Source organism: Thermostichus sp. OS-CIW-30, from assembly GCF_054060215.1.
Genome location: NZ_JBSSCZ010000017.1, coordinates 1 through 21,408, shown reverse-complemented (window position 1 = coordinate 21,408; position 21,408 = coordinate 1). Strand labels below are relative to the sequence as shown.

The window sequence follows — 21,408 nt, the reverse complement described above, 5'->3', positions numbered from 1 at the left end:
TGTGAAACCTGAGAGACGGCGGCCTGTCAAGAGCCTACAGAGATCCCCCAGGGGTTGGGGTGACAGGCCCAGAAGCAACGCGGCTTATGCGACGCAAGCCCGGCAAGCCGGCATCCACCACCACCACACTGCCATCCGGTAAGACTGCCAAGCCGGCAGGTTGATCGAACCGGGCCACCGAGGTGGGGCCATCCTGCCAGCCGGGCTGATTCTGTCCGGCCAAGGTGGAAACTTGTCCCCCAGGCTGAAGACGACGAATGCGATGGTTATCTCGGTCGGCTACCCAGAGGTTGCCTGCCGCATCGAAGGCCAGCCCCCCCAGGGTTTGAAAACGGGCCTCTGCCAGGGGGCCATCCCGATAGCCTGGCTCTGCCCCGGAGAGGGTGGTCACTCGTCCGCCAGCAGAGAGCCGGCGCAGGCGATGTCCATCGGCAATCCAGAGGTTCCCCTCCTTATCCACCGCCAGAGCCGTGGGCTGCAGGAGCTGGGCCTGTTCTGCTGGGCCATCGACGGATCCCGGCTGGCCGGTGCCGGCAACCGTGGTCACTTCACCTGCAGGGGTGATGCGGCGGATGCGGCGATTGGCGCGGTCGGCAACGTAGAGGCTGCCATCTGAACCCAAAGCCAGCCCAGATGGCTCCCGGAACTGAGCTCGGTCAAGCCCCCCATCTCGGTATCCGGCTATACAAGTGCCGGCAAAGGTGCTCACCTGTCGTTGCAGGTTGATATAGCGCAGGCAATGGTTGCCGCTGTCGGCCACCCACAATCCCCCCTTGGGATCCCAGAGCAGCCCCTGTGGGGAGTCAAACTGAGCTTGATTGGCTGCTCCGTCGCGGCGGCCTGCTTGGCCTGTGCCGGCCCAAACTTCCAATTCCCCCTCTGGAGACAGCCGGAAGATGCGGTGCTGGGCTCTATCGGCTAAATAGAAGGCTCCTTCAGGATCCACAGCAATGCCGCTGATTTGCTGCAGGTAGATCCTGGACTCGGTGCCGGTGTTATCAGGGGCGTTGCCGACAGGATCTGCCGCGGGCGAGGTGCGGCCATCCAGCAAAGTTTCCACCACCCAGGCCGATGCTGCCGGAGCAGTGGGGGTGGGAGAGGGGCTGGGGGAAGGAGTAGCGGCAGGCCAATCGTAGACCAGAGTGCCCAACCCTTGCCCGGAAGCATCCGCAACAGCAACCCAAACTGAGCCGGAAAGAGAAGAAGGCGGCATCACCACCAAACGGTCACCGCTGCGGGAGCGAATTTCCCCCCTCAGGATGCGCTCGGGATTGGCTGCTGCAGCAAAGAGAACTGTTTCCACCCGCTCCAAATTTTCCCCTGAGAGCAGCAACGGCTGGCCGAGAGCGGGAGTTGCCGAGCTACTGTGCAGAAGCGGTACCCCCACCTCAGAGAGCACCAACATAGAAAGGCGGCGCTGGCGCTCTGTGTCTTGGGGAGGACGATTGACACTGCCAGAACTCCCAGAGCGGGCAGAAAGGGTCAGGGATCCCTTCCCTTGCGCCAGAGTGGTGGATCCCCGATAGGCGATGGCGCTGAGCTCCGCTTCCCCGGCGGGAGGATTGGTGAAGGTGAAGGTGGCCGGTTGCCCCGGGCGCAGAGGGGCAGTGGCGGTTTGGCGATAAGTGCCCAGGGTAATGCTCAGGTCGATCCCTTCCACCCCCGGCCAGGTGGGGGTGCGGGCCAGCCAGCGATCCACCTCTGAGGCCGGTAGCTGGGCCACCAGATCGGATCCCTGTTCCTGAAGCAGCAGAACAATGCGGTTGCTGGGCACCGACAAGCCGGCCTGACGCGCTTGCTCAAAAGTGAGAGAAAGCGGGGAGAGAGGGAGAGGAGTTGGGGTTGAAACCGGCTGTAGGGCCGCAGGGGGAAGAACGCTGGGAGACAGACTAGAAGAAGAAAGCTCGCCACAGCCCGAGAGAGCCAGCACCAAGGCACTCAGCGCAGGCCAAGGTAGCGGTGTCAGGGAAGCCCGTCGTGGCATGATGCAGCTCATCCCCTCCCACAAACTGGGAAATGGCGGAAACCCAAACCCCCACGCTTACCTTCATCAGCGTACAAACCGGCGAAAATTGCCCAGCACCCTCTCTGCCGCAGGAGCCACCTCGACCAATGCCTTGGCCCCTGAACCGCATTCCTATTCATGACCAACCATCCTCACCCACAGGTGAGTCGCACTCCTCACTCCATCTATCCTTACTCAAATCCCCACCGAAAGACCAGATAGCAGTTTCAGCGGCCAGGAAATCATCCAGGCCATAGCGGTAGCGCTGTAAGTCGATGCTGCCCGCGTTCGCCCGGTTCGGCTATAGAGTGGGGACAGGCCACTCTCGCGGATGAATCAAGTAGACGGTACCCCCGGAGTGCTCCAGCCACAACGACTCTAGCTGTTCGCGGCGGTAGGTACGGCGAACCTCTTCGTTGGTTTTGGCCGCCGGATCGTGGAGGATGGGATCCCCGTGGCTAAACTGCTCCGCACCGCTGCCGCGAGCAAACCCCACCAGCACCGCCAGATGGCCGTTGCTTCTGGGAATTGGCGCCCCTTCCAGTTCTCCCTCACCCCAAGCATAGCTGAGGACCACCGGAACCCCTGCCGCGATCCAGGCTTCTGCTTGGGCCAAGCTCTCCAGCCGCGCCACCACGCCGGACAAACCCTGCTCTGCAGCATGGGCGACGTTGAAAGCCCAGTTGCCATGGCCCTGGTAAACCCGGTCATACACACCGGCCACTGCTGCGCGCACCAACACCTCACAGGGACGGGGATCCCGCTTCCAGTAGGCCATCACCATCGCCAAAGAGGTGGGGCTACACCAGACCTCTCCCCCATCGGGGTACACCATCTGGGAGCACCAAGGCAGATCCAAGATTTTGCCCCAGCGGCTGGGATCCCCAGGGGATAGGCGGCTGGGCCTGACCGGCTCGTTGGAAATGGCAACTGCCACCTGATCCACAACGGCAGAACGGCCTGGCTCTTGCGTGAACAGGCGCACCCTGACCTGGAAGGCTTCTGCTCCGTTGAGGGTATCCTTGAGCACCAGCAAGTCCGTGTACAGGTTGCCATCCTCATCCCCTTGTCCTTGCACTGAGTGGCTGGCCAGAGTCAAGGGATCCGCAGCCCATACCCCGCCGTGATACCACTTTGTCCAGCGGTCTGAAAGCTTGGCCCGAATCCACAGTTCCAACCAGGTGCCGGGGGGCGTGGTGGCATTCCAGGAAGCGATTGCCCCGACCATAGGGAAGCTGGTGGGGACTGCTGGGCTGGTGGCTTCTCCCACCCAGTAGGGGCCAAGGGGATAGAAAGGGCGCCCCCGATCGCGTAAGCGGTGCGGAGCATTATCGCGTAAGCGGGACGGAGTCCTTAGCGCCACCTCAGGCTCTTCAAGGCTGACTTCTTGCCGCAAACCCTCTGGATCCAAGACCAATTGCCCTCGGGCGTTCAGGCAGATCCCTTGGGTTGACCAGTCCTGAAACCCCTGAGCTTCTCCCGCCCGCCAGCGCTGAAACCCGGTGCGATAGGTGAAGTGGGTCTGGGCTTGCATCGTCAAGAGCATGACTCTAGTCAATAATAAGCTCAACTATACTGAAAATAATGTATAATATGTTCAGTACGGATTACTACCAGTTGATCTTTCTGTTTACTTTCGAGTCTGCCAACATGGTAGCCAAAGCAAAGCAGAAAATTGGTAGTAAGACGACACGGAAACTGCGCTTTGGGTATTCTACTCAAAGCTTTGCGGGATACCGCCATTCTGTTTGGACTCCGTCCCGCTAACGCGAATGGAAACAAACAGAATGCTATCGCTGCATAGTTGAACAGTGATGTTCAGCAGTGTTCAGCGTAAATGTATCAGTCCTGGAAAAGTTGGAACAGGCTGGGCCAACGCGGGCAACCCCAGCAAGAGCAGCACAACCCCGCTGACCAGCCCAGGCAGCCCCTGCCGTTCGCGTAAGCGGGACGGAGTCCTTTAGCCACTGCCTTCTGCGAGCATTGTCCGCCTGCCCCCACTAATAGCGCGACACCGCCGGATGTCCACCAATGTACCAGCGCCAGGGGATCTCGGCTCCTTGGGTGATGCCGATGCGGGTGGTTTGGACGATGGACAACTGCGTTTGCCAAGAGGGGGATCCCTCCAGCCAAATGCCTTCCTGGCCGGCTTCCGCCCGCTCTAGCCGCCAGCCGTTGTGGGATCCGTCGATGCGCAGGGCTTGACAGAGCAGGCCCGGCCCCGCCGCCGCCCGTGCTGGCTGATTCTGTTTGTTGGCCGGGATCCAGTCTGGCAGGCGATCCAACTGAGCTGCCCGGATCAGAACCGCCGCCGGGATCCCTTCTGGCTCGGTAACGATATTTAGGCAGTGGTAGAGGCCGTAGATGCGATAGATGTAGAGATGCCCTGGCGGGCCAAACATGACCTGGTTGCGTTGGGTCTTGCGGCGGTAGGCATGGCAGGCCGGATCCCCAGCCGTGTAGGCCTCCGTCTCTACGATCTGGGCCCGCACCTGCAGCCCATCGGCAAATTGCCGCACCAGAACCATGCCCAGCAAGGCAGGTGCCACCAGCGGGGCCGGCTGGCTCAACCACTCCACAGCGTCCACGGCAGGCTTGGCAGCCCTCAGCCCCCAGCAACGGCAGGGACGATGCTCACCTCATCCCCATCTTGCAGAGGGGTGTCACATCCCTTGAGGAAGCGAATGTCTTCGCTGTTCACATAAAAGTTGACGAAGCGGCGCAATTCCCCCTTCTCATCGCACAGCCGCGCCTTAATCCCCGGACAGCGTTGTTCCAAAGCATCCAACAATTCGCGGATGGTGGATCCCTCGCAATTCACCACCCCCTGATCCTGGGTGAGCGCCCGCAGCGTGTTGGGAATCAGCACCTTGACTGCCATAGCCCAATGCCTCGTCCATTAACCAACATCAAAAAACTAGGGTAGCAGCACCCCATCGATGCCGTGAATCACGCCGTTGGAAACTGGAATATCCGCCAGGTTCACGTTAGCCCCGTTGACCCGGATGCTGCCATCGGATCCCACCTGCACCTGCAGCGGCAGCCCTGCCAAGGTGGTCAGAGTGGTCGATTGGCCGGGCCGCAGGTCAAACGAGGTAATCCGCCCCGGCACCACATGATACGTGAGAATGCGGGTGAGCTGAGCCCGGCTGGCCGGCTGCAACAGCGTCTCCACCGTACCCGGCGGCAGTTGCCCAAAGGCCACATCGGAAGGGGCAAAGACCGTGAACGGCCCCGGCCCTGCCAACGCCGTATTCAGGCCCGTCGCCCGCAAAGCTGCCGCCAGCGTCGAGTAGCTGCTGGGCAAAGTTTCCAGCTCAACGGCAATGGTGTTTAGCCCTTGAGGCTGGGCCGCAGGAGCAAAGACAAGCGGGGCCACTACAGCCGCCAACGGGATCCAACGGCGAACAAGGCGTTGAACAGAAGGAAAGATAGGCATTGTGCAAAGCTCCTGAGCCAATAGGTCTACGCCAGGGATCTTAACAGTTCTTCATTAAGATCCTGTTAAGAGGCAGTGGAGAGGGTCTTCCCTGCAAACCGAGTTCATACTGATGCCTCTTGCCAGTCCAGCCGCTCTAGGGTGCGGGCGCGCTCCAAAGCCTGTTCAAAGCTCTCCAGCTTGGGCGAGATCACCAGAGGATGGCCTACGTGGGGTTGAACCGCCTCCTGGGTCTTCAGGCCGTTGCCAGTAATGTAGGCTACTGTAACCGCCTCCGGATCGATTTGACCGGATTCTGCCAGGTGTTTGAGCACGGCAATGGTGGTGCCGCCGGCAGTCTCGGTGAAGATGCCTTCGGTCTCGGCCAAAAGCTTGATGCCGGCAACAATCTCCGGATCGGCAGCCGTCTCGATCTGGCCGCCGGTTTTGCGGGCAATGTCCAGGGCGTAGATCCCGTCGGCAGGGTTGCCGATGGCGATGGATTTGGCGATGGTATTGGGCTTAACAGGGCTGACAAAATCCCGCCCCTCGCGAAACGCCTGGGCAATGGGCGCGCAGCCCTGCGCCTGTGCGCCGTGGAAGGCGACCGGCTTATCCGCCACCAGCCCCACCTTCACAAACTCCTGGAAGCCTTTATAAACCTTGGTGTACAGGGATCCCGAGGCCAGCGGGATCACCACCTGATCCGGCAGTTGCCAGCCCAGTTGCTCCACCACCTCGTAGGCCAGGGTTTTGGAGCCTTCCGAGTAGTAGGGGCGCAGGTTGATATTGACGAAGCCCCAGCCGTAGCGATCCGCCACCTCGGCGCAGAGGCGGTTCACCTGGTCGTAGTTGCCCTCCACCGCCATGACGGTGGGGTTGTAAATCAGGGATCCCAGCACTTTGCCCGCTTCTAAGTCCGCCGGGATGAAGATGGTGCAGTCCAAGCCGGCGTGGGCGGCAATAGCAGCGGTGGAGTTGGCCAGATTGCCCGTGCTGGCGCAGGAAACGGTGGTAAAACCCAGCTCCTTGGCGCGGGTCAGCGCCACCGACACCACCCGATCCTTGAAGCTAAGGGTGGGCATGTTGACGGCATCGTTCTTGATGTAAAGATTTTTTAACCCCAGCCGCCGACCCAGCCGCTCCGCCTTAACCAGCGGGGTCATGCCGGTGCCCACATCGATGGGCTTTTCAGAAGTTACTGGCAGAAAAGGCCGATAGCGCCAGATAGACAGCGGCCCAGCTTGGATGCTCTGCCGGCTGACGCTGTGCCTCAGCCAGTCGTAGTCATAAACCACTTCCAGGGGGCCGAAACACAGCTCACAAACATGCTTGGCGACCGGCTCATACTCGGCGCCACACTCCCGACAGCGCAAACGGCTGAAGCCCACCTTGGAGCTGTGCAAGGCAGAGGCCAACGGGGAATCGGCAGGGCTGAGCGGGCGTTCGGAAAGAGTTTGGGACATGGGCAGCCTCAAGGTGAAGGAAAGGGTGGGCGCTGGATTGAACTTACCTATCGTTGGGGGGAATCTTATCACTCGCAATCTGCCGCGTCAACTAAACCCGACTAAAATAGTCTGGATTAGATCCGGTTGAGGATAATGGAATCGGTGCTTGGCTCTCTCAGGCGGGCTGTCTGGTGTTTGTATGAGCCGCAACATCCCTTGGGCGACTCTGCCCTTTCCTCTGGGATCCCCTGCTATCGGCAGCCTTGGGGGAGCTGATCCCAGCGCCCTGAGGTCTCTTCAACTCTTCAATCAGGTGACTTAGGCTGGGAACTGAGCCTCTACCCAACTTTATTTCCCAGGTTTATTTCCCAGGGCAACAGAAAACTTTCCCTACTGCTCTGCCTGCCTCAGGCCGGTCGCAAATAACCCTATCCGTTGCCGCCATCGCTAAGCTGGATAAGCGAGCTGAAATAACCTGAAAATTAAAAGACCGGGGATCCCGGCTATTCATTTTGGAATTGCCACCCTATGCTCAGAGTTGGACGGGACAGCATTGATTTTCTCGATCACTACGATGTGGTGGTGGTCGGCGGGGGGCACTCCGGCTGTGAGGCAGCATTGGCGGCAGCGCGGCTGGGCTGTAACACCCTCATGCTGACATTGAATCTGGACAAGATCGCCTGGCAACCCTGTAACCCTGCCGTCGGCGGCCCGGCCAAATCGCAACTGGTACACGAAATCGATGCCCTCGGCGGCGAGATGGGCAAAGTTACCGACCGCACCTATTTGCAAAAGCGGGTGCTCAACCGCTCGCGGGGGCCGGCGGTGTGGGCGCTGCGGGCACAAACCGACAAACGGGAATATGCGCGGGTGATGCGCTCGGTGGTGGAAAACCAGCCTAACCTGACGATTCGCGAGGGCACTGTCACCGATTTGGTGTTGGGGCGCAACGACGAGGTGGTGGGCGTGGTCACCCATTTCGGCACCATCTTCGGCTGTCGGGCGGTGATCCTGACCACCGGTACGTTTTTGGGGGGGCGCATCTGGATTGGTCGCCACTGGCAAGCTGCCGGACGAGCAGGGGAATTTGCCGTGGAAGGGCTGACCGACACCCTGCGCCAACTGGGCTTTGAAACGGGCCGGCTGAAAACCGGCACCCCTGCCCGCGTGGATCGGCGCAGCGTGGATTTTTCGGTCATGGAGCGGCAACCGGGGGATCCCGATGTGCGCTGGTTTAGCTTCGACCCCGAGGTGTGGGTGCCAAGGGAGCAGATGGATTGCTACTTGACCCGCACCACCCCAGAGACCCACCGCATCATCCGGGAAAATCTCCACGAAACCCCTGTCTATGGCGGCTGGGTGGAGGCCAAAGGGCCCCGCTACTGCCCCAGCATCGAAGACAAGATTGTCCGCTTTGCCGACAAGGAAAGCCATCAGATTTTTATTGAGCCGGAAGGGCGGGATCTGCCGGAGCTCTACATCCAGGGGTTCTCCACGGGGATGCCGGAGAAAATCCAGATCCAGATGTTGCGCTCCTTGCCTGGCCTGGAGCGGTGCGTCATGCTGCGGCCTGCCTATGCGGTGGAATACGACTATCTGCCGGCCACCCAGCTCTACCCCACTCTGATGACCAAAAAGGTGCAGGGGTTGTTTTGCGCCGGCCAGATCAACGGCACCACCGGCTACGAAGAGGCGGCAGCTCAGGGGCTCATAGCCGGGATCAACGCCGCCCGCCTGGTTCAAGGCAAGCCCCTGGTCACCCTGCCGCGGGAGTCCAGCTACATCGGCACCCTCATCGACGATCTCTGCACCAAAGAACTGCGGGAGCCCTACCGCATGCTCACCAGCCGCTCCGAATACCGCCTCATCCTGCGCTCCGACAATGCCGACCAACGGCTCACCCCCCTGGGGCGAGAATGGGGCTTGATCGATGACCGGCGCTGGGCCCTGTTCCAAGCCAAGCAAGCGCGCATTGCCGCAGAAATCGAGCGCCTGGAAACGCAGCGGGTGAAGGCCCACGACCTGGCCGGCATCCAACTAAGCCAACTGACGGGGCAGGGGATCAAGGGATCCGCCACCCTGGCCGAGATCTTGCGCCGCAACCAGATTCACTACTCCGATCTCCTGGAACTGGGGCTGGGGGATGCGGAGCTGGATCCCTTTGAGCAGGAGGCGGCAGAGATTGCCGTCAAATACAGCGGCTACATCCAGCGGCAGCAGAGCCAAATTGAGCAGGTGAGCAAGCAGTACCACCGCCCTCTGCCCCCCGATCTGGACTACCACTCCATCCCCACCCTCTCCAAAGAGTCGCGGGATAAGCTCTCGGCGGTGCGCCCGCTAACCGTGGGCCAGGCGGCCCGCATCGGCGGTGTCAACCCCGCCGACATCAACGCGCTGCTCATCTACCTTGAGGTGAGGCAACGTCAGAGGGCGGCGGATCCCGTCTGTTCTTCTCTGTGAGCTCCGCCCCCATCCATGTAGAGGGAAGGGATCCCTTCTAGGGGCATGCGCGAGGCTACCCCCAGCTCCAGCGGCGAGACCTCCCCCCGCAGCCAGTGGCAGAGCCCAGCTGCCCCAATCATGGCGGCATTGTCGGTGCAGAGGGCTAGAGGCGGGATCACCACCCGCAACCCCTTTTGCCGGGCTGCTTCCCTGAGGCGGGCCCTCAGCTCCCGATTGGCAGCTACCCCTCCCGTCAGCAGCAGCGTCGAGAGGCCCAGCGCCTCGGCGCAGGCCACTGCCTTTTCGGTGAGCACATGGGTCAGACAGGCCTGGAAGCTGGCGGCAATGTCGGCAATGGGCAACTCCCGGCCTTGCTGCTGCAACTGCTGGACTAGGCGCAACACCGCCGTTTTCAGGCCGCTGAAGCTTGTGTCGTAGGGATGCTCCACTTTGCCCTCGGGCAGGGGAAAGCGCTGCGGATCCCCCTGCTGGGCCCAACGGTCAATCTGCGGCCCTCCCGGGTAGCCCAGCCCCAACAGCCGCGCCACCTTATCAAATGCCTCGCCGGCAGCATCGTCGCGGGTGCGGCCCACCGTCTGGTAGTCCCCGTAGTCCTTCATCCAAATCAGGCTGGTGTGGCCTCCCGATACCAAAAGGCATAGGCAGGGGGGGCGCAAATCGGGCTCTGCCAAGAAGCCGCTGAAGAGATGGCCCTCCAGATGATGCACCCCGATCAGGGGCTTGTCGTAAAGCAAAGCCAGGGTCTTGGCCCCCATCAGCCCCACCAGCAGGGATCCCACCAGGCCCGGCGCACAGGTTACGGCAATGGCATCTACCTCGGCCACCTCCAATCCGGCCTGCTGCAGAGCAGCCTCTAGCACAAAGGGCAGAGTTTCCACATGCTGCCGTGAGGCCACCTCCGGCACCACGCCCCCGTAGGCCGCATGGAGGTCGATTTGGCTGGCCACCACCGAGCTGAGCTGCCGCGGGGCAAACCCCGGCCAGGCCACATCCGCCGTCACCACAGCCACAGCCGTTTCGTCACAACTGGTTTCGATGGCAAGGACGCGGGGCATGGGAGAGCAGGCTGGGCAAAAGGGATAGGAGAGCTTTGGGATACTTGAGATACTTGAATTAAGAATTGTGTGAGCTAAAACCCGGGATCCGTCGGGGCGAGGCGCTCAGGAGTATGATACTAACCGTTTAGTGCCTGTTTCTGCACTTAGCATCCCTTAGCATTTGGACAGATCTTAGACCCCTACCTCAAGGACACATCCTGCTATGCGAACCTTTTTAAGCCTTCTTTTGGCCCTTTGCATCGCGCTTGGCCTCGCCCAATCTGTGCAGGCAGAGCCCTTGATTGGTCTGAAACCTTGCAGCGAAGTTCCCGCCTTTCAGGCCCTGATGAACGAACGCCTGAGCAGCCTAGAGGAGAAGATCCTCAACGCCAGCCCTGCTATGGCTCCCGTCTACCAGCAAAAGCTGGCCCAAACCAGCAAGCGCTTTGAGCGCTACAGCAAGCTGCTCTGCGGCGAAGAGGGCCTGCCCCACCTGGTTACAGATGGTCGGTTGAACCATGCGGGCGAGTTTCTCATCCCCGGCCTGCTCTTCCTGTATATTGCCGGTTGGCTGGGCTGGGCGGGGCGTTCTTACCTGATCGCGGTTCGGGATGAGGATAGCCCCGAAATGAAAGAAAGCCTGATCGATGTACCGCTGGCGCTGCGGTGCTTCCTCACGGCTTTGGCTTGGCCCGCTGCTGCTTTTAAGGAAATTGCCAGCGGCGAAATTCGAGAGCCGGAAGCGGCTGTGCCCATCTCCCCCCGCTGAGGAGCTGAGCCCGGCTTTCTAACTCGATTTATTTAACTTTTGAGAGGCGTCTATGGCTGATTTCACCAAGTTTCTCACCACTGCTCCGGTGGCATTTATCCTGTTTTCCAGCTTTGTTTTTGCCCTGTTCATCGAGATCAATCGCTTCTTCCCCGACATTTTGACGTTCTGAGTGTAGGCCAGGGATCCCCAGCGCAACCTACGCCCGGTGGGATCCCTGCTTTTTTAGGCTTTTTTCCATCCTCCTTTGAACTGGACACAGAGTTGCTGAAATGGTCGAACCCAATGCCGATCCTGCTCCGTTGAATAGGTTGAACATGAATAAGGGATACGTCACCGTCCCTGAGGGAGATCCGCAAATTGGGGATCTCTGGACACCGATCAACCACGCGCCTGTTGTCCGGCTGTTGATCGACTGGCTGCCCATCAACCGACCGGGATTGAGTTCCATTTGGCGGGGCTTGGAAATCGGTATGGCCCACGGCTATTGGCTGGTAGGCCCCTTTGCCAAGCTGGGGCCGCTGCGCAACGAGCCCATCGGTCTGCTGAGCGGCTTTTTGGGAGCCTGTGGCCTGATCTTGATTCTGACGGCGGCCCTTTCTCTCTACGGCACTGTCACTTCGCAGCGCAACATAGGGCCGGTAGGGGGATCCCAATCTTGGAGCGAATTGGCCGCTGGCTTTTTGGTAGGGGGTATGGGGGGGGCGGTCGTCGCCTACCTGCTTTTGCTGAATGCAGATCTCCTTGTCCCCGCATCTTAACTGGAGCTATTGGCCATCCGTTGGATCATCCACAACGTCTTTAATCGCTTCTCGAGCATCCTCGACTCCAGGGTGGGTGGCTGCCTTTGTTTGCTCGGCCTTACCTTCCAGCCTTTCACGCTGATCGCTGGCCAGCTCACCCACAATTTCTTGGATTTTGCTCTCCAGATTCTTGGCAGTAACTCCAACTGGCTTTTCAAGGCTCATAACATCAGCCCCTTAACCGGCTTTGCCCTGTCTACTCGATAGCACCTTTTCTCTCTGGGCCTCGTGATCCAAATCACCTGCAAGGGGGGAAAGAGCGCGAGTCAGGCTAGCAGACCAGAGGAAGCTTGTCTTAGCATGGACTGAATCCTGCAATGAGCCGATGACAGCGGTTCTAGACATTTTTTCTGCCTATCTTTCGTGAGCTGCTGTGAACGATCTGCTGTTCGAGCCCACTTCCGAAAGGCCCTCCTTGGCCGAGATTCGCCGCCTATCGCCCGCAGCCTTGGCCTACTTGGGAGACGCCATTTACGAACTGCATGTGCGGCGGCAACGGCTATTTCCTCCGGATCGACTGGAGCGCTATCATCAGCAGGTGGTGAGGCGGGTGCGCGGCTCGGCTCAGGCTAAGCTGCTGTTGGCCCTGTTGCCCCATCTCAACCCCGAAGAGCAGGAAATTGTCCGCTGGGGTCGCAATGGCTGCGGTCGCCCACCCCGGCATCTGCCTCTGGCCGATTACCAAAACGCCAGCGGCCTGGAAACAGTTCTGGGCTATCTCTACCTGGCCAATCCCGAACGGCTGCGCCATATCCTCGCCCTCACTGATGTTTTGGCTGAGACCCTAGGCGAGTGGGAAGGTTAGGATAGTCTTTCCGTCTTTCCATCTTCCACGCCCATGCCCAAGACTTCTCAGCGCAAACCTGCTTCACGGCTGTCTCGCTCGGGCAAACTGCAGCCGCGAAGGGCAGGGCAATCCGTTAGCAAGCGGGTACAGCGGCCCAAACGCCGAGACGGGGATCCCAAGCTTGCCCTCCGAGAGGCTCCAGTGAAGCCCATCCGTCGCGACGCGCAACGGCAGTGGCCCCAAGGCAAGATGGCTCCTCAACCAGTAGGCGAGCTGGATCCCGGCCTCTCCACTGGCGAGACAGGGATCTTGCCAGGGGAAGTTCAGCCTCAGGCCGACGGGAATCCGGAGACCGAGCTGGAGCAAGAGATTATCTACGGTCGCCAGACAGTACTGGCTGCTTTGAAAAGTCAAGCCACCCTCAATCGGGTTTGGATCTTGCCGAAGTTGCGCTACAGCCCCCAATTTTTGTCTCTGTTGGAAGAAGCCAAAGCGCGGGGCACCGTTATCGACGAAGTGTCTCCAAAGCGGCTGAACGCCCTCACGGCTGGCGCCAACCACCAGGGTATCGCTGCCCAAGCCACGCCTTATCAGTACGTGGCCCTGGAGGATTTGGTGGAAAGAAGCCGGCAGGCCAGCCCCAATCCAGTGCTGGTAGTCCTAGACGGGATCCAGGATCCCCATAACTTGGGAGCCATTGCCCGTAGTGTGGAGGCTTTTGGCATGCAGGGGATGGTGATCCCACAACGGCGGGCAGCAGGGGTAACCTCGACGGTGATGAAGGTAGCGGCGGGAGCCCTCTCCACCTTGCCGGTGGCGCGGGTGGTGAATTTGAATCGGGCTTTGGAATACCTCAAAGAGCAGGGGTTTTGGGTTTATGGCACCACCAGCCGAGGGACTGACCTCATCTATAGAGCCGATTTTCAACGGCCCATTGCCTTGGTGGTGGGATCCGAGGGGGAAGGGATTAGCCTGCTCACACAGCGCCATTGTGACCAACTGCTGTCCATTCCCTTGGCAGGCCGTACTGAAAGCTTGAATGCTTCTGTGGCCGCCGGCATTGCCCTCTACGAAATCCACCGGCAGCGCTCTCCCCACCACCTCAAACGCCCTGAGGTTGATACATTCCTCAACAAATCGTCAATAAAAGTAGTAGAATCTAGGGGATTGCAAAAGGACATCCAATGATTGCTAGACTTGATAATGGGGGATGGATCCCGTGAGCAACCTTTTGGCCAATCTGTTGGATAAGCTGCGCGGCCTATCGGTCTGGATCGAGATCACCACCGAGGACTGCACCTACTACTACGGCCCCTTCTCCGATGAAGCTGAGGCGGAGCGGCTCAAAGGCCACTACATCGCCGACCTGCAAAAGGAAGGAGCCAAAAAGATCCAGGCTCTGGTGAAGAAAATGCGCCAGCCACAGTCTCTGACGGTGACCCGTACTCCGTCGGGAGCCCGTTCCTGATGTCTGCTACGGCTTATCAAGTAACCCTTCATCACCGCGGCCAAACCTACCGCTTCCCCGCCTCTGCGGATCAGACGGTTTTACAAGCTGCTCTTGAACACGGGATAGAGCTGCCTTCCTCTTGTCAGGCGGGGGTTTGCACCACCTGTGCGGGGCGGCTGAGGTCGGGATCTGTGACTCAGACAGAGGCAATGGGGATTGGGCCAGAACTGCAGGCCCAAGGGTTTGTGCTGCTGTGTGTAGCCTATGCTACCTCCGATTTGGAGGTGGAGACCGATCAAGAGGAAGAGGTTTACCGTTTGCAGTTTGGCTCCTAACCGTGCCGGATTTCTGTTCAGGTCTACTTGTTAGTAGGTGTTGTAGTCATTTCGATTCAAACTAGGACACTGTACCCACAACTAAAACCTTGGTCGCGTCTTCGCGTCAGCGTTGCGGAGCAATAGCGTTGCGGAGCAATAATGCAGGGGCCCAAAAGGTTTTTCTCAGTAGCCCGGCTGTCTCAGCCTAATCTGAAAATACTACATTAGTTTATATTGATTGTTGGATTCTTAGTGTTAGAAGTTATCGAAAGTAAGTCTGTTTCCTTGGCGAGATCAGTTCTCGACTCCTGTGAAGTTGCATTTGTTGCACCTATCTCTGCCGTTGAGCTCGCCTCTCTCTGCCCCGCAACTGGAGCAATCCCTCTGTCAGCAAGTTGACCGGGAGCTGGGCCAGCCGGCTCGGCTTCTGCGCTGGAGCTTGACGGCGGTGGAGGGGGATAGAGCCTGGGTTGAGGTGGTCGCCACCACTGATGAGGGCTACTCGGATTTAGACTAGGACAACTCACTCTTAGTCAGCTTCTTGACAGACGTCTGCAAGAGTTTTCCCAATACCCCAGTGGTCTCAGACCAATCGAGAACCAACAGTTTCATTGCTACGTTAAAGAGATGGTTCATATTGATTGATGGAAATGGCTATCGGTACCCTTGCCCATTTTTGTCGTTTGGCCAATGTCTGTCTCTGCATCTGAACCAACTCCGGCTCCACTGCTGGCCGAGCAGCACCCCCCTGTCGCCCTCACCATCGCTGGATCCGACAGTGGTGGGGGAGCAGGGATCCAAGCGGATCTGCGCACCTTTGCTTTCCAACGGGTACACGGTACCTCTGCCCTGACCTGCGTGACCGCCCAGAATACCCTTGGGGTGAGCCGGGTGGATGCGCTGCCCCCCGAAGCCGTGGCCGCCCAAATTGAGGCCGTGGTGCAGGACATTGGGGTGCAAGGGATCAAGACGGGCATGTTGCTGAATGCCGAGATCGTGCTGGAGGTAGCCCGTCAGGTGGAGCGCTGGACGTTGCGGCCTCTGGTGGTGGATCCGGTGATGGTGTCCCGCACGGGAGCGAAGTTGTTGGCAGATGAGGCCATTCAGGCCATCCGCGAGCGGCTGATCCCCTTGGCTCAGGTGCTGACCCCCAATCGCTATGAGGCGCAAATTTTAACGGGGCTGCAGCTGCAGTCCCTGGCGGATATGCAAACGGCGGCTCAGCAGATTCGCACCCTGGGCTGTGGAGCGGTGTTGGTCAAAGGTGGGGGTATGCCGGGGGAACTGCAGGGGGTGGATGTGTGGTTCGATGGCGAGCGACTGGAAGTGCTGAAAACAGAGCGGATCCCCACCCGCCACACCCACGGCACCGGCTGTACCCTCTCGGCGGCCATTGCAGCACAGATGGCCTGGGGCAGGGATCCCTTGGCGGCCACAGTGGCGGCCAAAGCCTATGTAACAGAAGCGCTGCGACATCCTTTGGCCATCGGGTCAGGTCAGGGGCCAGTGGGGCACTTCTACCCGCTTCTGTCCGGGATTGGCAAACCTGTGCCATAAGAGAGAGGTCACTCTCTCTGGCTGCTATGGCTGGCCCATTGAATCTTTCTAGGAAGGGATCCCTGCCCAAATGGCGGCTTTGGCTACCCCTCCTGCTGCAACTGGGTATCGTTCTGCTGATACCGGCTCGGCAAGCGCTGACTCTTGCTGTCGGAACCACGATCTACCTGCAAACGGCCCCTGTGGATCCCTATGACCTTTTGCGGGGCCGGTACGTGACCTTGGGCTACGTCGTCGCTCGACGCTCCACCCTAGAGCAACTGCCGGGTTGGTTACCTGATTTGGAGACGCCAGGGATCCTTTATCTGCGCTTAGCTCCCCCCGCAGGGGATCCCACTCAACCTTGGCGAGCAATCGGTGTCAGCCGGGAGATGCCCAAAGATTTGCAGCCTGAAGAGAAAGTGCTGCGAGGCTGGTTTGACGGGCAGCAGCTCAAGTTGGGAATCGAAGAATTTTTTATTCCCGAAGCAGCTGGAGATGCCTTGGAAGAGGATATTCGGCGTTACCCTGAAGCCACGCGGGCAGAAGTGAAAGTGGATCCCTGGGGCAAGGCAGCATTGGTCGGCCTCTGGGTAGGGGAGCATCGGTACTAAGTGCTCATTCTGCCCGGCTTTAACGCTTTAACAATTAATCACCATATTCTGACATCCGAACCCGAAGGAGAGCCGGAAAACTGAATGGGGCAGGGATCCCTATCACTTGCCCCTCGAAACCCTGAAGATGGCGAGAACCGGAGCTGTGCCATTGAGGAGCTTGCTAAGTGCTGCACAGCCTTGCTCAACACCTGAATTAGGGTCATCCCAATTGGGTCAAACTTCTTCAGCTAGAAATCGCAGGAGCCCCGCACTGTACCCGTAGGGTCAGTGCCGGGAGGAATGCGAGGTTACAATAGAACCATGACCCAAGTCCTGACCGTATCCTGCAAGCTCAAGGTGTCCCCGTCGCAAGCCGCCAAATTGGACGCGACTTTGGAGGCTTTTGGCCAAGCCTTGAATTGGGTCAACCAGAACACGCCGGAGAAAGTCGCCAACGCCGTTAAGCTCCAGTCTCTGTGCTACCGCGAAATCCGTGCCCGGTTCGGCTTGTCCAGTAACTTGGCAAGGACTACGTCCCGCTTACGCGACCAGCAGGTCTGCAGGCGGCTGGCCGGCGCCCGTAAAGTTGCCCAACAGAAAAACCGCCCCGTCAAAGCGTTCAAAGGAGACTTCGCTACCTACGACGCTCGTATCTTTTCGTTCCGCGAGAAAGACTGGACGGTGTCGCTGACCACGGTGGAGGGTCGGGAGCGCTTTGAGCTGGCGATTGGCCGCTACCAGAGAGAACGGCTGGCGGGCTCCAATCCCAAATCTGCCACTCTGGTCAAGCGTAAAGACGGCTCCTACTCTATTCAGATCTGTGTGGAAACGGAGCCATCCCCACCGCAACGCACGGGTAGAGTGCTGGGGGTGGACTTGGGAAGGACAGATATTGCCCATACGTCAGAGGGGGATAACTGGAATGGACAGCAGTTGAACCGAATCCGAGACCACTACTCCAAGCTGAGGGCGGCACTCCAACGTAAAGCCAGTAAGGGCACACGCAGTTCGCGGCGCAGATGCCGTCAACTGCTGCAACGGCTGTCTGGCAAGGAGAGACGCTTTCAGTCGCGTCAGCGTTGCGTAGCAAAAACGTGGGTCAATCATCGCATCTCCAAAGCTATTGTCTCTAGGGCAAAAGCTACCAACAGCGCTATCGCCCTGGAAGACCTGACAGGGATCCGGGAGCGCATCAACCAACAACCCCGCAGTAAAACTGAACGGCGCAGGGCCAACAGTTGGGCGTTTTATCAACTCCGTCAATTTTTGGAGTACAAGGCTCTGCGTGCAGGGGTTGCTTTGATTCTGGTGCCGCCTGCCTACACGTCGCAGACCTGCCACCGGTGTTTGCACATTCATCCCGACCCTGCGCAATCCTACCGCAGTGGAAAGAAGTTTAAGTGTGGACACTGTGGATGGGAAGGGGATGCGGATTTGAATGGTGCGAATGTGATTGCGCTTTTTGGGGCTGCTGTAAACCAGCCTAGAGGTTCGTGGTTGGCTTGCCAACTGCAGGGCTACCGAAAGCCCGCTCCGTACCGCTTTAGCGGTCGGAGTCGGGTAGTTTACGTTTTCACTTCCGAATCTCTCCTATCCAACAGGTTTTGCAACCACACCTGAATATCCCGCAGGCTCTCCGGGGAAACTTCATGGCCCATCTCGTACTCGCGATAGGTGAAGTTCAGTGGCAGCGGGGCAAAATAATCCCGGATCTGGCGGCCAAAAGCAATCGGCAAAACAGCATCAGCAGTGCCATGAACCACCAGGATGGCCAGGTGTTTCATCCGCTCCGGCTCCACCGCCTCGGCCAGGATCTCTGGAGATAGGCGCCCACTCATTGCCACCACCCCCGCCAGCTTCTCCGGCTGGGTCAGAGCCAAGTACAGGCTCATGATCGCCCCCTGGCTAAACCCCAGCAAATACACCTGCCTGGGATCCAGGGCAATACCCGGGATCCCACTGGGCAGCGTCTGTTCCAGAAAGCGGCTCAGGAGCTGGAGGCTATTGCGCGCTTGCTGGGGATCCCCCACCAGCCCTTCCGGTGTCCAGGCCATTTCAAACCAGGCAAACCCGCCTCCACTCCAAGGAATAGGGGCTCTCAAGCTGATCACCGCCAACCGAGGATCCAGATAGGGGGCCAACTGGAACAAATCCCCCTCGTGGCTGCCGATCCCGTGCAGCATTACCAACGCAGGCGCGGGTCCTAAGCCGCCCTGTCGGGGGGGCTGAACGCGGTAGGTGAGGGGGAAAGGAGAAAACACGCCACGGATCCTCAGAAGCAGAGACGGGGTATGGCCGGCCTACGCCCAATCCTGGGGCTGGCGGAGCACCTGGTAGAGCTTAGCTTCCCACGTGTCCGGCTGGGGCTCGTAGCCATATTCCCAGCGCACCAATGGCGGCAAAGACATCAAGATCGACTCGGTGCGGCCCTGGGTCTGGAGTCCAAAGATCGTGCCGCGGTCATAGACCAAGTTGAACTCCACGTAGCGCCCGCGACGATAGAGCTGGAATTGCCGTTCTCTCTCCCCCCATTCCATCCCCTGCCGCCGCTCCACAATCGGCACATAGGCCGGCAAGAAGGCGTCGCCACAGGTTTGCACCAACTGGAAAAGATGTTCCCAACTGCGGGATCCCACCCGCACCTGTAACGATGGTGGCTCAGAAGCCAGTTGTTCGGGATCCCCTTCCGCCTGGCCTTCAGGCCGATAGAGCAGCCCAGGGCGTTCATCCTGATAGTCGAAGAAAATGCCGCCAACGCCGCGCGCCTCGCCGCGATGAGGTAGGAAAAAGTAGCGATCGCACCAGATCTTGAAAACTGGGTAGTAGACGGGATCCAAGCGGTCACAGGCTGCCTTGAGGGTGCGGTGAAAATGGGCCGCATCCTCCTCAAACAGGTAATAGGGGGTGAGATCCATCCCGCCCCCAAACCACCAAACCGGCCCCGCCTCGAAATAGCGATAGTTCAGGTGTACCGTCGGCACATAGGGGTTGCGAGGATGCAACACCATAGAGGTGCCTGTGGCGTAGAAAGGATGCCCTGCCGCTTCTGGACGCTGTTTCAGAATCGAAGGGGGCAGATGGGATCCGAACACCTCGGAAAAATTGACTCCCCCCTGCTCAAACACGTCTCCCTGCTGAATGACCCGCGAGCGCCCGCCCCCTCCTCCAGGGCGTTCCCAACGGTCTTCCCGAAACTTGGCTTTTCCGTCTAGGGCCTCCAGACGGGCACAGATGTCATCTTGTAGGCGCTGCATGAATTGGCTCACCTGTTGACGGGCATCCACTGGCAGCGCTGTAGGGCTTGAGGCCAGCATTATAGTCTTCCAATCTCTCGAAACTCGACAAAAACCTCTCCAGCCCCCATCAAACCTCTCAGACTGGGAGAGCCGAACTGCCAAACTGAAGAGTTCTAACCTGGCCGGGCAAGAAACTCCCTGGAAATCCAGGCCGCTCTTGGATCTTACGTGGGAACCGCCTCATAGGGACGAAGTCGCGCCCATTTGTTCCGTTCCTCGCGAAAGCTCTGGCAGCCCACCACATCCCATTCCATCTCGGTGCCCCCATTGCGGATATTGACATTGATCTGGGGGCCCTGCGGCTCAAAATCCGGCGTCAGTGTGAGATGAGGTTGCTGATGCTGCGCTTCCACGGCATGGTAGGTGGTACAGCGATCCACGTAGTAGCAGTGAATACAAATACACATGGCTGCTGCCTGCAAGAAACGGTTCCCAATCTTGAGGGTAGCATCCTGCCTCCTTCCAGACGGCGGATCCCCTCTTTCTCAGCCGATTCTTGAGATATTTCTTAGCAAAGAGAGGCATCTCCTCGTCTCTCGTCTAAAATCTCGACATATTTCTCAGGCTGAGGCTTGATCTGCCCTTAGGATCAAACCATCCAGGCTATCCAGAGGAACTGCCATGAACACCCACACCCGCTACCGCTTCACCTGTACCCTCTCCTTTGGAGATATCTACGGCCAGATCATCGTTTGGCTGATTGTCATCTTTGCCAGCTTGGCCGCTGCCCTCTCCCTGATGAATAGCCCCCTCTACGCTTTTCTCACCATTGCTCTGATTTTGGTGATCTCCCTGCCTTTCCTGCTCTTCGCCTTCGTGACCACCCTGCTCAATCACATCGAGTTTGCCGTTGTCCCTCCTGAGGAAGAGGAAAATCGCGCTGCTGCTGCCGCTAAGTCGCCCGTGGCCGTCAGTTAGAAACAACTGGCAGTCGGTTGGCGCTTGTCGGATGGATCCCTTGCCCCAAAGACACCTGTGCTGAGTTAAAAAAACCTTGGCTCTCTTGGTCTAGCGCTTGAGTTGGCCCCTGCAAGGCGAGCAAGCGGGTAGCCTTTTATTGGCATTTTATTGGCAATTGTTTTACCAAAGAATTGGGTCTAAAGCCCTGCCGTTCACGGCAGCTTTTGTGCTGTACTCTAGACCAGTAGTAGAGTAGTCAACCACTTAAAAAACCCGGTAGTCCGGCGACTACGCAAGCAACCTAAATAGGTTTTGCCCTTTCTCTTCAACGGTACTTAGGGCAGAAGGGAACTGCCCCGCTTGGGGAGATGGGCACCGCTGTCGTAAAGGGGCAACCCGATACGGCAAGTGCTGTCTTGGAACCAAGAGCCAGAATCCTCTGCCTTTGGGCAGGGGAGTATGGTGACATCCTCCCGGCGCTCCTCCTGTGGACAGAGCGCGGGCCACCCTTCCCGTCAGCAGGACGGAGTCCTTACCTCGCGGTCGGGCATTCCTGCCCCACGCCACTTGTCTGGGTCTACAA

At 59.1% G+C, this 21,408-nt stretch carries 24 protein-coding genes; 13 read left to right on the top strand and 11 right to left on the bottom strand.

Translation table 11 applies throughout. The annotated features are described in order from the left end of the window. Nucleotides 1-34: 34 nt before the first annotated feature. From ACVWZF_RS08580 to thrC, 6 genes are all read right to left on the bottom strand, one after another. The gene (locus ACVWZF_RS08580) at nucleotides 35-1,984 is read right to left on the bottom strand and encodes an NHL repeat-containing protein (RefSeq protein WP_011434355.1); all 1,950 of its coding nucleotides are present in this window, start codon (nucleotides 1,982-1,984) and stop codon (nucleotides 35-37) included. 322 nt (nucleotides 1,985-2,306) lie between these two features. Beyond that, nucleotides 2,307-3,551 (bottom strand): C39 family peptidase, encoded by a 1,245-nt coding sequence (locus ACVWZF_RS08575; protein ID WP_148202778.1) that lies wholly within the window; start codon nucleotides 3,549-3,551, stop codon nucleotides 2,307-2,309. Between the two features lie 454 nt (nucleotides 3,552-4,005). Beyond that, nucleotides 4,006-4,584 (bottom strand): DNA-3-methyladenine glycosylase, encoded by a 579-nt coding sequence (locus ACVWZF_RS08570; RefSeq protein WP_011434357.1) that lies wholly within the window; start codon nucleotides 4,582-4,584, stop codon nucleotides 4,006-4,008. 26 nt (nucleotides 4,585-4,610) lie between these two features. Then, entirely contained in the window at nucleotides 4,611-4,886 is a 276-nt protein-coding gene (locus ACVWZF_RS08565; RefSeq protein WP_011434358.1) for a ubiquitin-like small modifier protein 1, read from the bottom strand. Between the two features lie 36 nt (nucleotides 4,887-4,922). Continuing rightward, a complete protein-coding gene (locus tag ACVWZF_RS08560) occupies nucleotides 4,923-5,444 on the bottom strand; it encodes a fasciclin domain-containing protein (protein ID WP_011434359.1) in 522 nt (173 codons plus the stop codon). A 104-nt stretch (nucleotides 5,445-5,548) separates the two neighbouring features. Then, a complete protein-coding gene (gene thrC / locus ACVWZF_RS08555) occupies nucleotides 5,549-6,889 on the bottom strand; it encodes a threonine synthase (RefSeq protein ID WP_011434360.1) in 1,341 nt (446 codons plus the stop codon). A gap of 510 nt (nucleotides 6,890-7,399) precedes the next feature. On the opposite strand from thrC, the gene mnmG reads away from it, so the two are divergent. Next, nucleotides 7,400-9,331 (top strand): tRNA uridine-5-carboxymethylaminomethyl(34) synthesis enzyme MnmG, encoded by a 1,932-nt coding sequence (gene mnmG, locus ACVWZF_RS08550; protein WP_011434362.1) that lies wholly within the window; start codon nucleotides 7,400-7,402, stop codon nucleotides 9,329-9,331. Here the strand turns inward: mnmG and tsaD are convergent. Then, on the bottom strand, nucleotides 9,295-10,389 hold the full coding sequence (gene tsaD, locus ACVWZF_RS08545; RefSeq protein ID WP_011434363.1) for a tRNA (adenosine(37)-N6)-threonylcarbamoyltransferase complex transferase subunit TsaD: 1,095 nt from the start codon (nucleotides 10,387-10,389) through the stop codon (nucleotides 9,295-9,297). The genes mnmG and tsaD overlap by 37 nt on opposite strands. A gap of 205 nt (nucleotides 10,390-10,594) precedes the next feature. Here tsaD and ACVWZF_RS08540 point away from each other — a divergent pair, with 205 nt between their 5' ends. From ACVWZF_RS08540 to ACVWZF_RS08530, 3 genes are all read left to right on the top strand, one after another. Beyond that, complete coding sequence (locus ACVWZF_RS08540) at nucleotides 10,595-11,140, top strand: Photosystem I reaction center subunit III (protein ID WP_414342216.1); 546 nt, start codon at nucleotides 10,595-10,597, stop codon at nucleotides 11,138-11,140. A 52-nt stretch (nucleotides 11,141-11,192) separates the two neighbouring features. After that, nucleotides 11,193-11,312 carry a photosystem I reaction center subunit IX gene (locus tag ACVWZF_RS08535; RefSeq protein WP_011434365.1) on the top strand — a complete coding sequence of 40 codons (120 nt, stop codon included), beginning with the start codon at nucleotides 11,193-11,195 and terminating at the stop codon, nucleotides 11,310-11,312. Nucleotides 11,313-11,412: 100 nt separating this feature from the next. Further along, nucleotides 11,413-11,901, top strand: coding sequence for a photosystem I reaction center protein subunit XI (locus tag ACVWZF_RS08530; RefSeq protein WP_414332284.1), 489 nt, complete (start codon nucleotides 11,413-11,415; stop codon nucleotides 11,899-11,901). A 6-nt stretch (nucleotides 11,902-11,907) separates the two neighbouring features. On the opposite strand, the gene ACVWZF_RS08525 is transcribed toward ACVWZF_RS08530, so the two are convergent. Further along, entirely contained in the window at nucleotides 11,908-12,108 is a 201-nt protein-coding gene (locus tag ACVWZF_RS08525; RefSeq protein WP_041436874.1) for a CsbD family protein, read from the bottom strand. Nucleotides 12,109-12,316: 208 nt separating this feature from the next. Here ACVWZF_RS08525 and ACVWZF_RS08520 point away from each other — a divergent pair, with 208 nt between their 5' ends. From ACVWZF_RS08520 to ACVWZF_RS08485, 8 genes are all read left to right on the top strand, one after another. Then, complete coding sequence (locus ACVWZF_RS08520; protein WP_011434368.1) at nucleotides 12,317-12,748, top strand: ribonuclease III domain-containing protein; 432 nt, start codon at nucleotides 12,317-12,319, stop codon at nucleotides 12,746-12,748. A 33-nt stretch (nucleotides 12,749-12,781) separates the two neighbouring features. Then, nucleotides 12,782-13,918, top strand: a complete 1,137-nt coding sequence (gene rlmB / locus ACVWZF_RS08515) for a 23S rRNA (guanosine(2251)-2'-O)-methyltransferase RlmB (RefSeq protein WP_414400106.1) — start codon at nucleotides 12,782-12,784, stop codon at nucleotides 13,916-13,918. Nucleotides 13,919-13,940: 22 nt separating this feature from the next. Then, nucleotides 13,941-14,198 (top strand): DUF1816 domain-containing protein, encoded by a 258-nt coding sequence (locus ACVWZF_RS08510; RefSeq protein ID WP_414384163.1) that lies wholly within the window; start codon nucleotides 13,941-13,943, stop codon nucleotides 14,196-14,198. Next, nucleotides 14,198-14,515, top strand: coding sequence for a 2Fe-2S iron-sulfur cluster-binding protein (locus tag ACVWZF_RS08505; RefSeq protein WP_414342213.1), 318 nt, complete (start codon nucleotides 14,198-14,200; stop codon nucleotides 14,513-14,515). The genes ACVWZF_RS08510 and ACVWZF_RS08505 overlap by 1 nt, the downstream gene beginning before the upstream one ends. Nucleotides 14,516-14,807: 292 nt before the next feature. Further along, nucleotides 14,808-15,014 carry a hypothetical protein gene (locus tag ACVWZF_RS08500; protein WP_414332282.1) on the top strand — a complete coding sequence of 69 codons (207 nt, stop codon included), beginning with the start codon at nucleotides 14,808-14,810 and terminating at the stop codon, nucleotides 15,012-15,014. 173 nt (nucleotides 15,015-15,187) lie between these two features. Continuing rightward, entirely contained in the window at nucleotides 15,188-16,054 is an 867-nt protein-coding gene (thiD, locus tag ACVWZF_RS08495) for a bifunctional hydroxymethylpyrimidine kinase/phosphomethylpyrimidine kinase (protein WP_457411268.1), read from the top strand. 26 nt (nucleotides 16,055-16,080) lie between these two features. Beyond that, nucleotides 16,081-16,647 carry a GDYXXLXY domain-containing protein gene (locus tag ACVWZF_RS08490; RefSeq protein ID WP_457411266.1) on the top strand — a complete coding sequence of 189 codons (567 nt, stop codon included), beginning with the start codon at nucleotides 16,081-16,083 and terminating at the stop codon, nucleotides 16,645-16,647. A gap of 303 nt (nucleotides 16,648-16,950) precedes the next feature. Further along, on the top strand, nucleotides 16,951-18,249 hold the full coding sequence (locus tag ACVWZF_RS08485) for an RNA-guided endonuclease InsQ/TnpB family protein (protein WP_457393918.1): 1,299 nt from the start codon (nucleotides 16,951-16,953) through the stop codon (nucleotides 18,247-18,249). Here the strand turns inward: ACVWZF_RS08485 and ACVWZF_RS08480 are convergent. From ACVWZF_RS08480 to ACVWZF_RS08470, 3 genes are all read right to left on the bottom strand, one after another. Continuing rightward, the gene (locus tag ACVWZF_RS08480; RefSeq protein ID WP_457393921.1) at nucleotides 18,195-18,890 is read right to left on the bottom strand and encodes an alpha/beta hydrolase; all 696 of its coding nucleotides are present in this window, start codon (nucleotides 18,888-18,890) and stop codon (nucleotides 18,195-18,197) included. The genes ACVWZF_RS08485 and ACVWZF_RS08480 overlap by 55 nt on opposite strands. Before the next feature lie 39 nt (nucleotides 18,891-18,929). Continuing rightward, on the bottom strand, nucleotides 18,930-19,943 hold the full coding sequence (hemF, locus tag ACVWZF_RS08475; protein ID WP_414349961.1) for an oxygen-dependent coproporphyrinogen oxidase: 1,014 nt from the start codon (nucleotides 19,941-19,943) through the stop codon (nucleotides 18,930-18,932). Nucleotides 19,944-20,089: 146 nt separating this feature from the next. Then, nucleotides 20,090-20,332, bottom strand: coding sequence for a Ycf34 family protein (locus ACVWZF_RS08470; protein WP_011434378.1), 243 nt, complete (start codon nucleotides 20,330-20,332; stop codon nucleotides 20,090-20,092). 214 nt (nucleotides 20,333-20,546) lie between these two features. Between ACVWZF_RS08470 and ACVWZF_RS08465 the strand changes: the two genes are divergently transcribed. Then, complete coding sequence (locus ACVWZF_RS08465) at nucleotides 20,547-20,843, top strand: hypothetical protein (RefSeq protein ID WP_011434379.1); 297 nt, start codon at nucleotides 20,547-20,549, stop codon at nucleotides 20,841-20,843. The last annotated feature ends 565 nt before the right edge of the window (nucleotides 20,844-21,408 follow it).

Bases quoted from the DNA above. Each gene is read 5' to 3' on its own strand.
- ACVWZF_RS08580 (WP_011434355.1), bottom strand. From the start codon at position 1,984: ATGCCACGACGGGCTTCCCTGACACCGCTACCTTGGCCTGCGCTGAGT.
- ACVWZF_RS08575 (WP_148202778.1), bottom strand. From the start codon at position 3,551: ATGCTCTTGACGATGCAAGCCCAGACCCACTTCACCTATCGCACCGGG.
- ACVWZF_RS08565 (WP_011434358.1), bottom strand. From the start codon at position 4,886: ATGGCAGTCAAGGTGCTGATTCCCAACACGCTGCGGGCGCTCACCCAG.
- ACVWZF_RS08560 (WP_011434359.1), bottom strand. From the start codon at position 5,444: ATGCCTATCTTTCCTTCTGTTCAACGCCTTGTTCGCCGTTGGATCCCG.
- thrC (WP_011434360.1), bottom strand. From the start codon at position 6,889: ATGTCCCAAACTCTTTCCGAACGCCCGCTCAGCCCTGCCGATTCCCCG.
- mnmG (WP_011434362.1), top strand. From the start codon at position 7,400: ATGCTCAGAGTTGGACGGGACAGCATTGATTTTCTCGATCACTACGAT.
- tsaD (WP_011434363.1), bottom strand. From the start codon at position 10,389: ATGCCCCGCGTCCTTGCCATCGAAACCAGTTGTGACGAAACGGCTGTG.
- ACVWZF_RS08540 (WP_414342216.1), top strand. From the start codon at position 10,595: ATGCGAACCTTTTTAAGCCTTCTTTTGGCCCTTTGCATCGCGCTTGGC.
- ACVWZF_RS08535 (WP_011434365.1), top strand. From the start codon at position 11,193: ATGGCTGATTTCACCAAGTTTCTCACCACTGCTCCGGTGGCATTTATC.
- ACVWZF_RS08530 (WP_414332284.1), top strand. From the start codon at position 11,413: ATGGTCGAACCCAATGCCGATCCTGCTCCGTTGAATAGGTTGAACATG.
- ACVWZF_RS08525 (WP_041436874.1), bottom strand. From the start codon at position 12,108: ATGAGCCTTGAAAAGCCAGTTGGAGTTACTGCCAAGAATCTGGAGAGC.
- rlmB (WP_414400106.1), top strand. From the start codon at position 12,782: ATGCCCAAGACTTCTCAGCGCAAACCTGCTTCACGGCTGTCTCGCTCG.
- ACVWZF_RS08510 (WP_414384163.1), top strand. From the start codon at position 13,941: ATGGATCCCGTGAGCAACCTTTTGGCCAATCTGTTGGATAAGCTGCGC.
- ACVWZF_RS08505 (WP_414342213.1), top strand. From the start codon at position 14,198: ATGTCTGCTACGGCTTATCAAGTAACCCTTCATCACCGCGGCCAAACC.
- thiD (WP_457411268.1), top strand. From the start codon at position 15,188: ATGTCTGTCTCTGCATCTGAACCAACTCCGGCTCCACTGCTGGCCGAG.
- ACVWZF_RS08490 (WP_457411266.1), top strand. From the start codon at position 16,081: ATGGCTGGCCCATTGAATCTTTCTAGGAAGGGATCCCTGCCCAAATGG.
- ACVWZF_RS08485 (WP_457393918.1), top strand. From the start codon at position 16,951: ATGACCCAAGTCCTGACCGTATCCTGCAAGCTCAAGGTGTCCCCGTCG.
- hemF (WP_414349961.1), bottom strand. From the start codon at position 19,943: ATGCTGGCCTCAAGCCCTACAGCGCTGCCAGTGGATGCCCGTCAACAG.
- ACVWZF_RS08470 (WP_011434378.1), bottom strand. From the start codon at position 20,332: ATGTGTATTTGTATTCACTGCTACTACGTGGATCGCTGTACCACCTAC.
- ACVWZF_RS08465 (WP_011434379.1), top strand. From the start codon at position 20,547: ATGAACACCCACACCCGCTACCGCTTCACCTGTACCCTCTCCTTTGGA.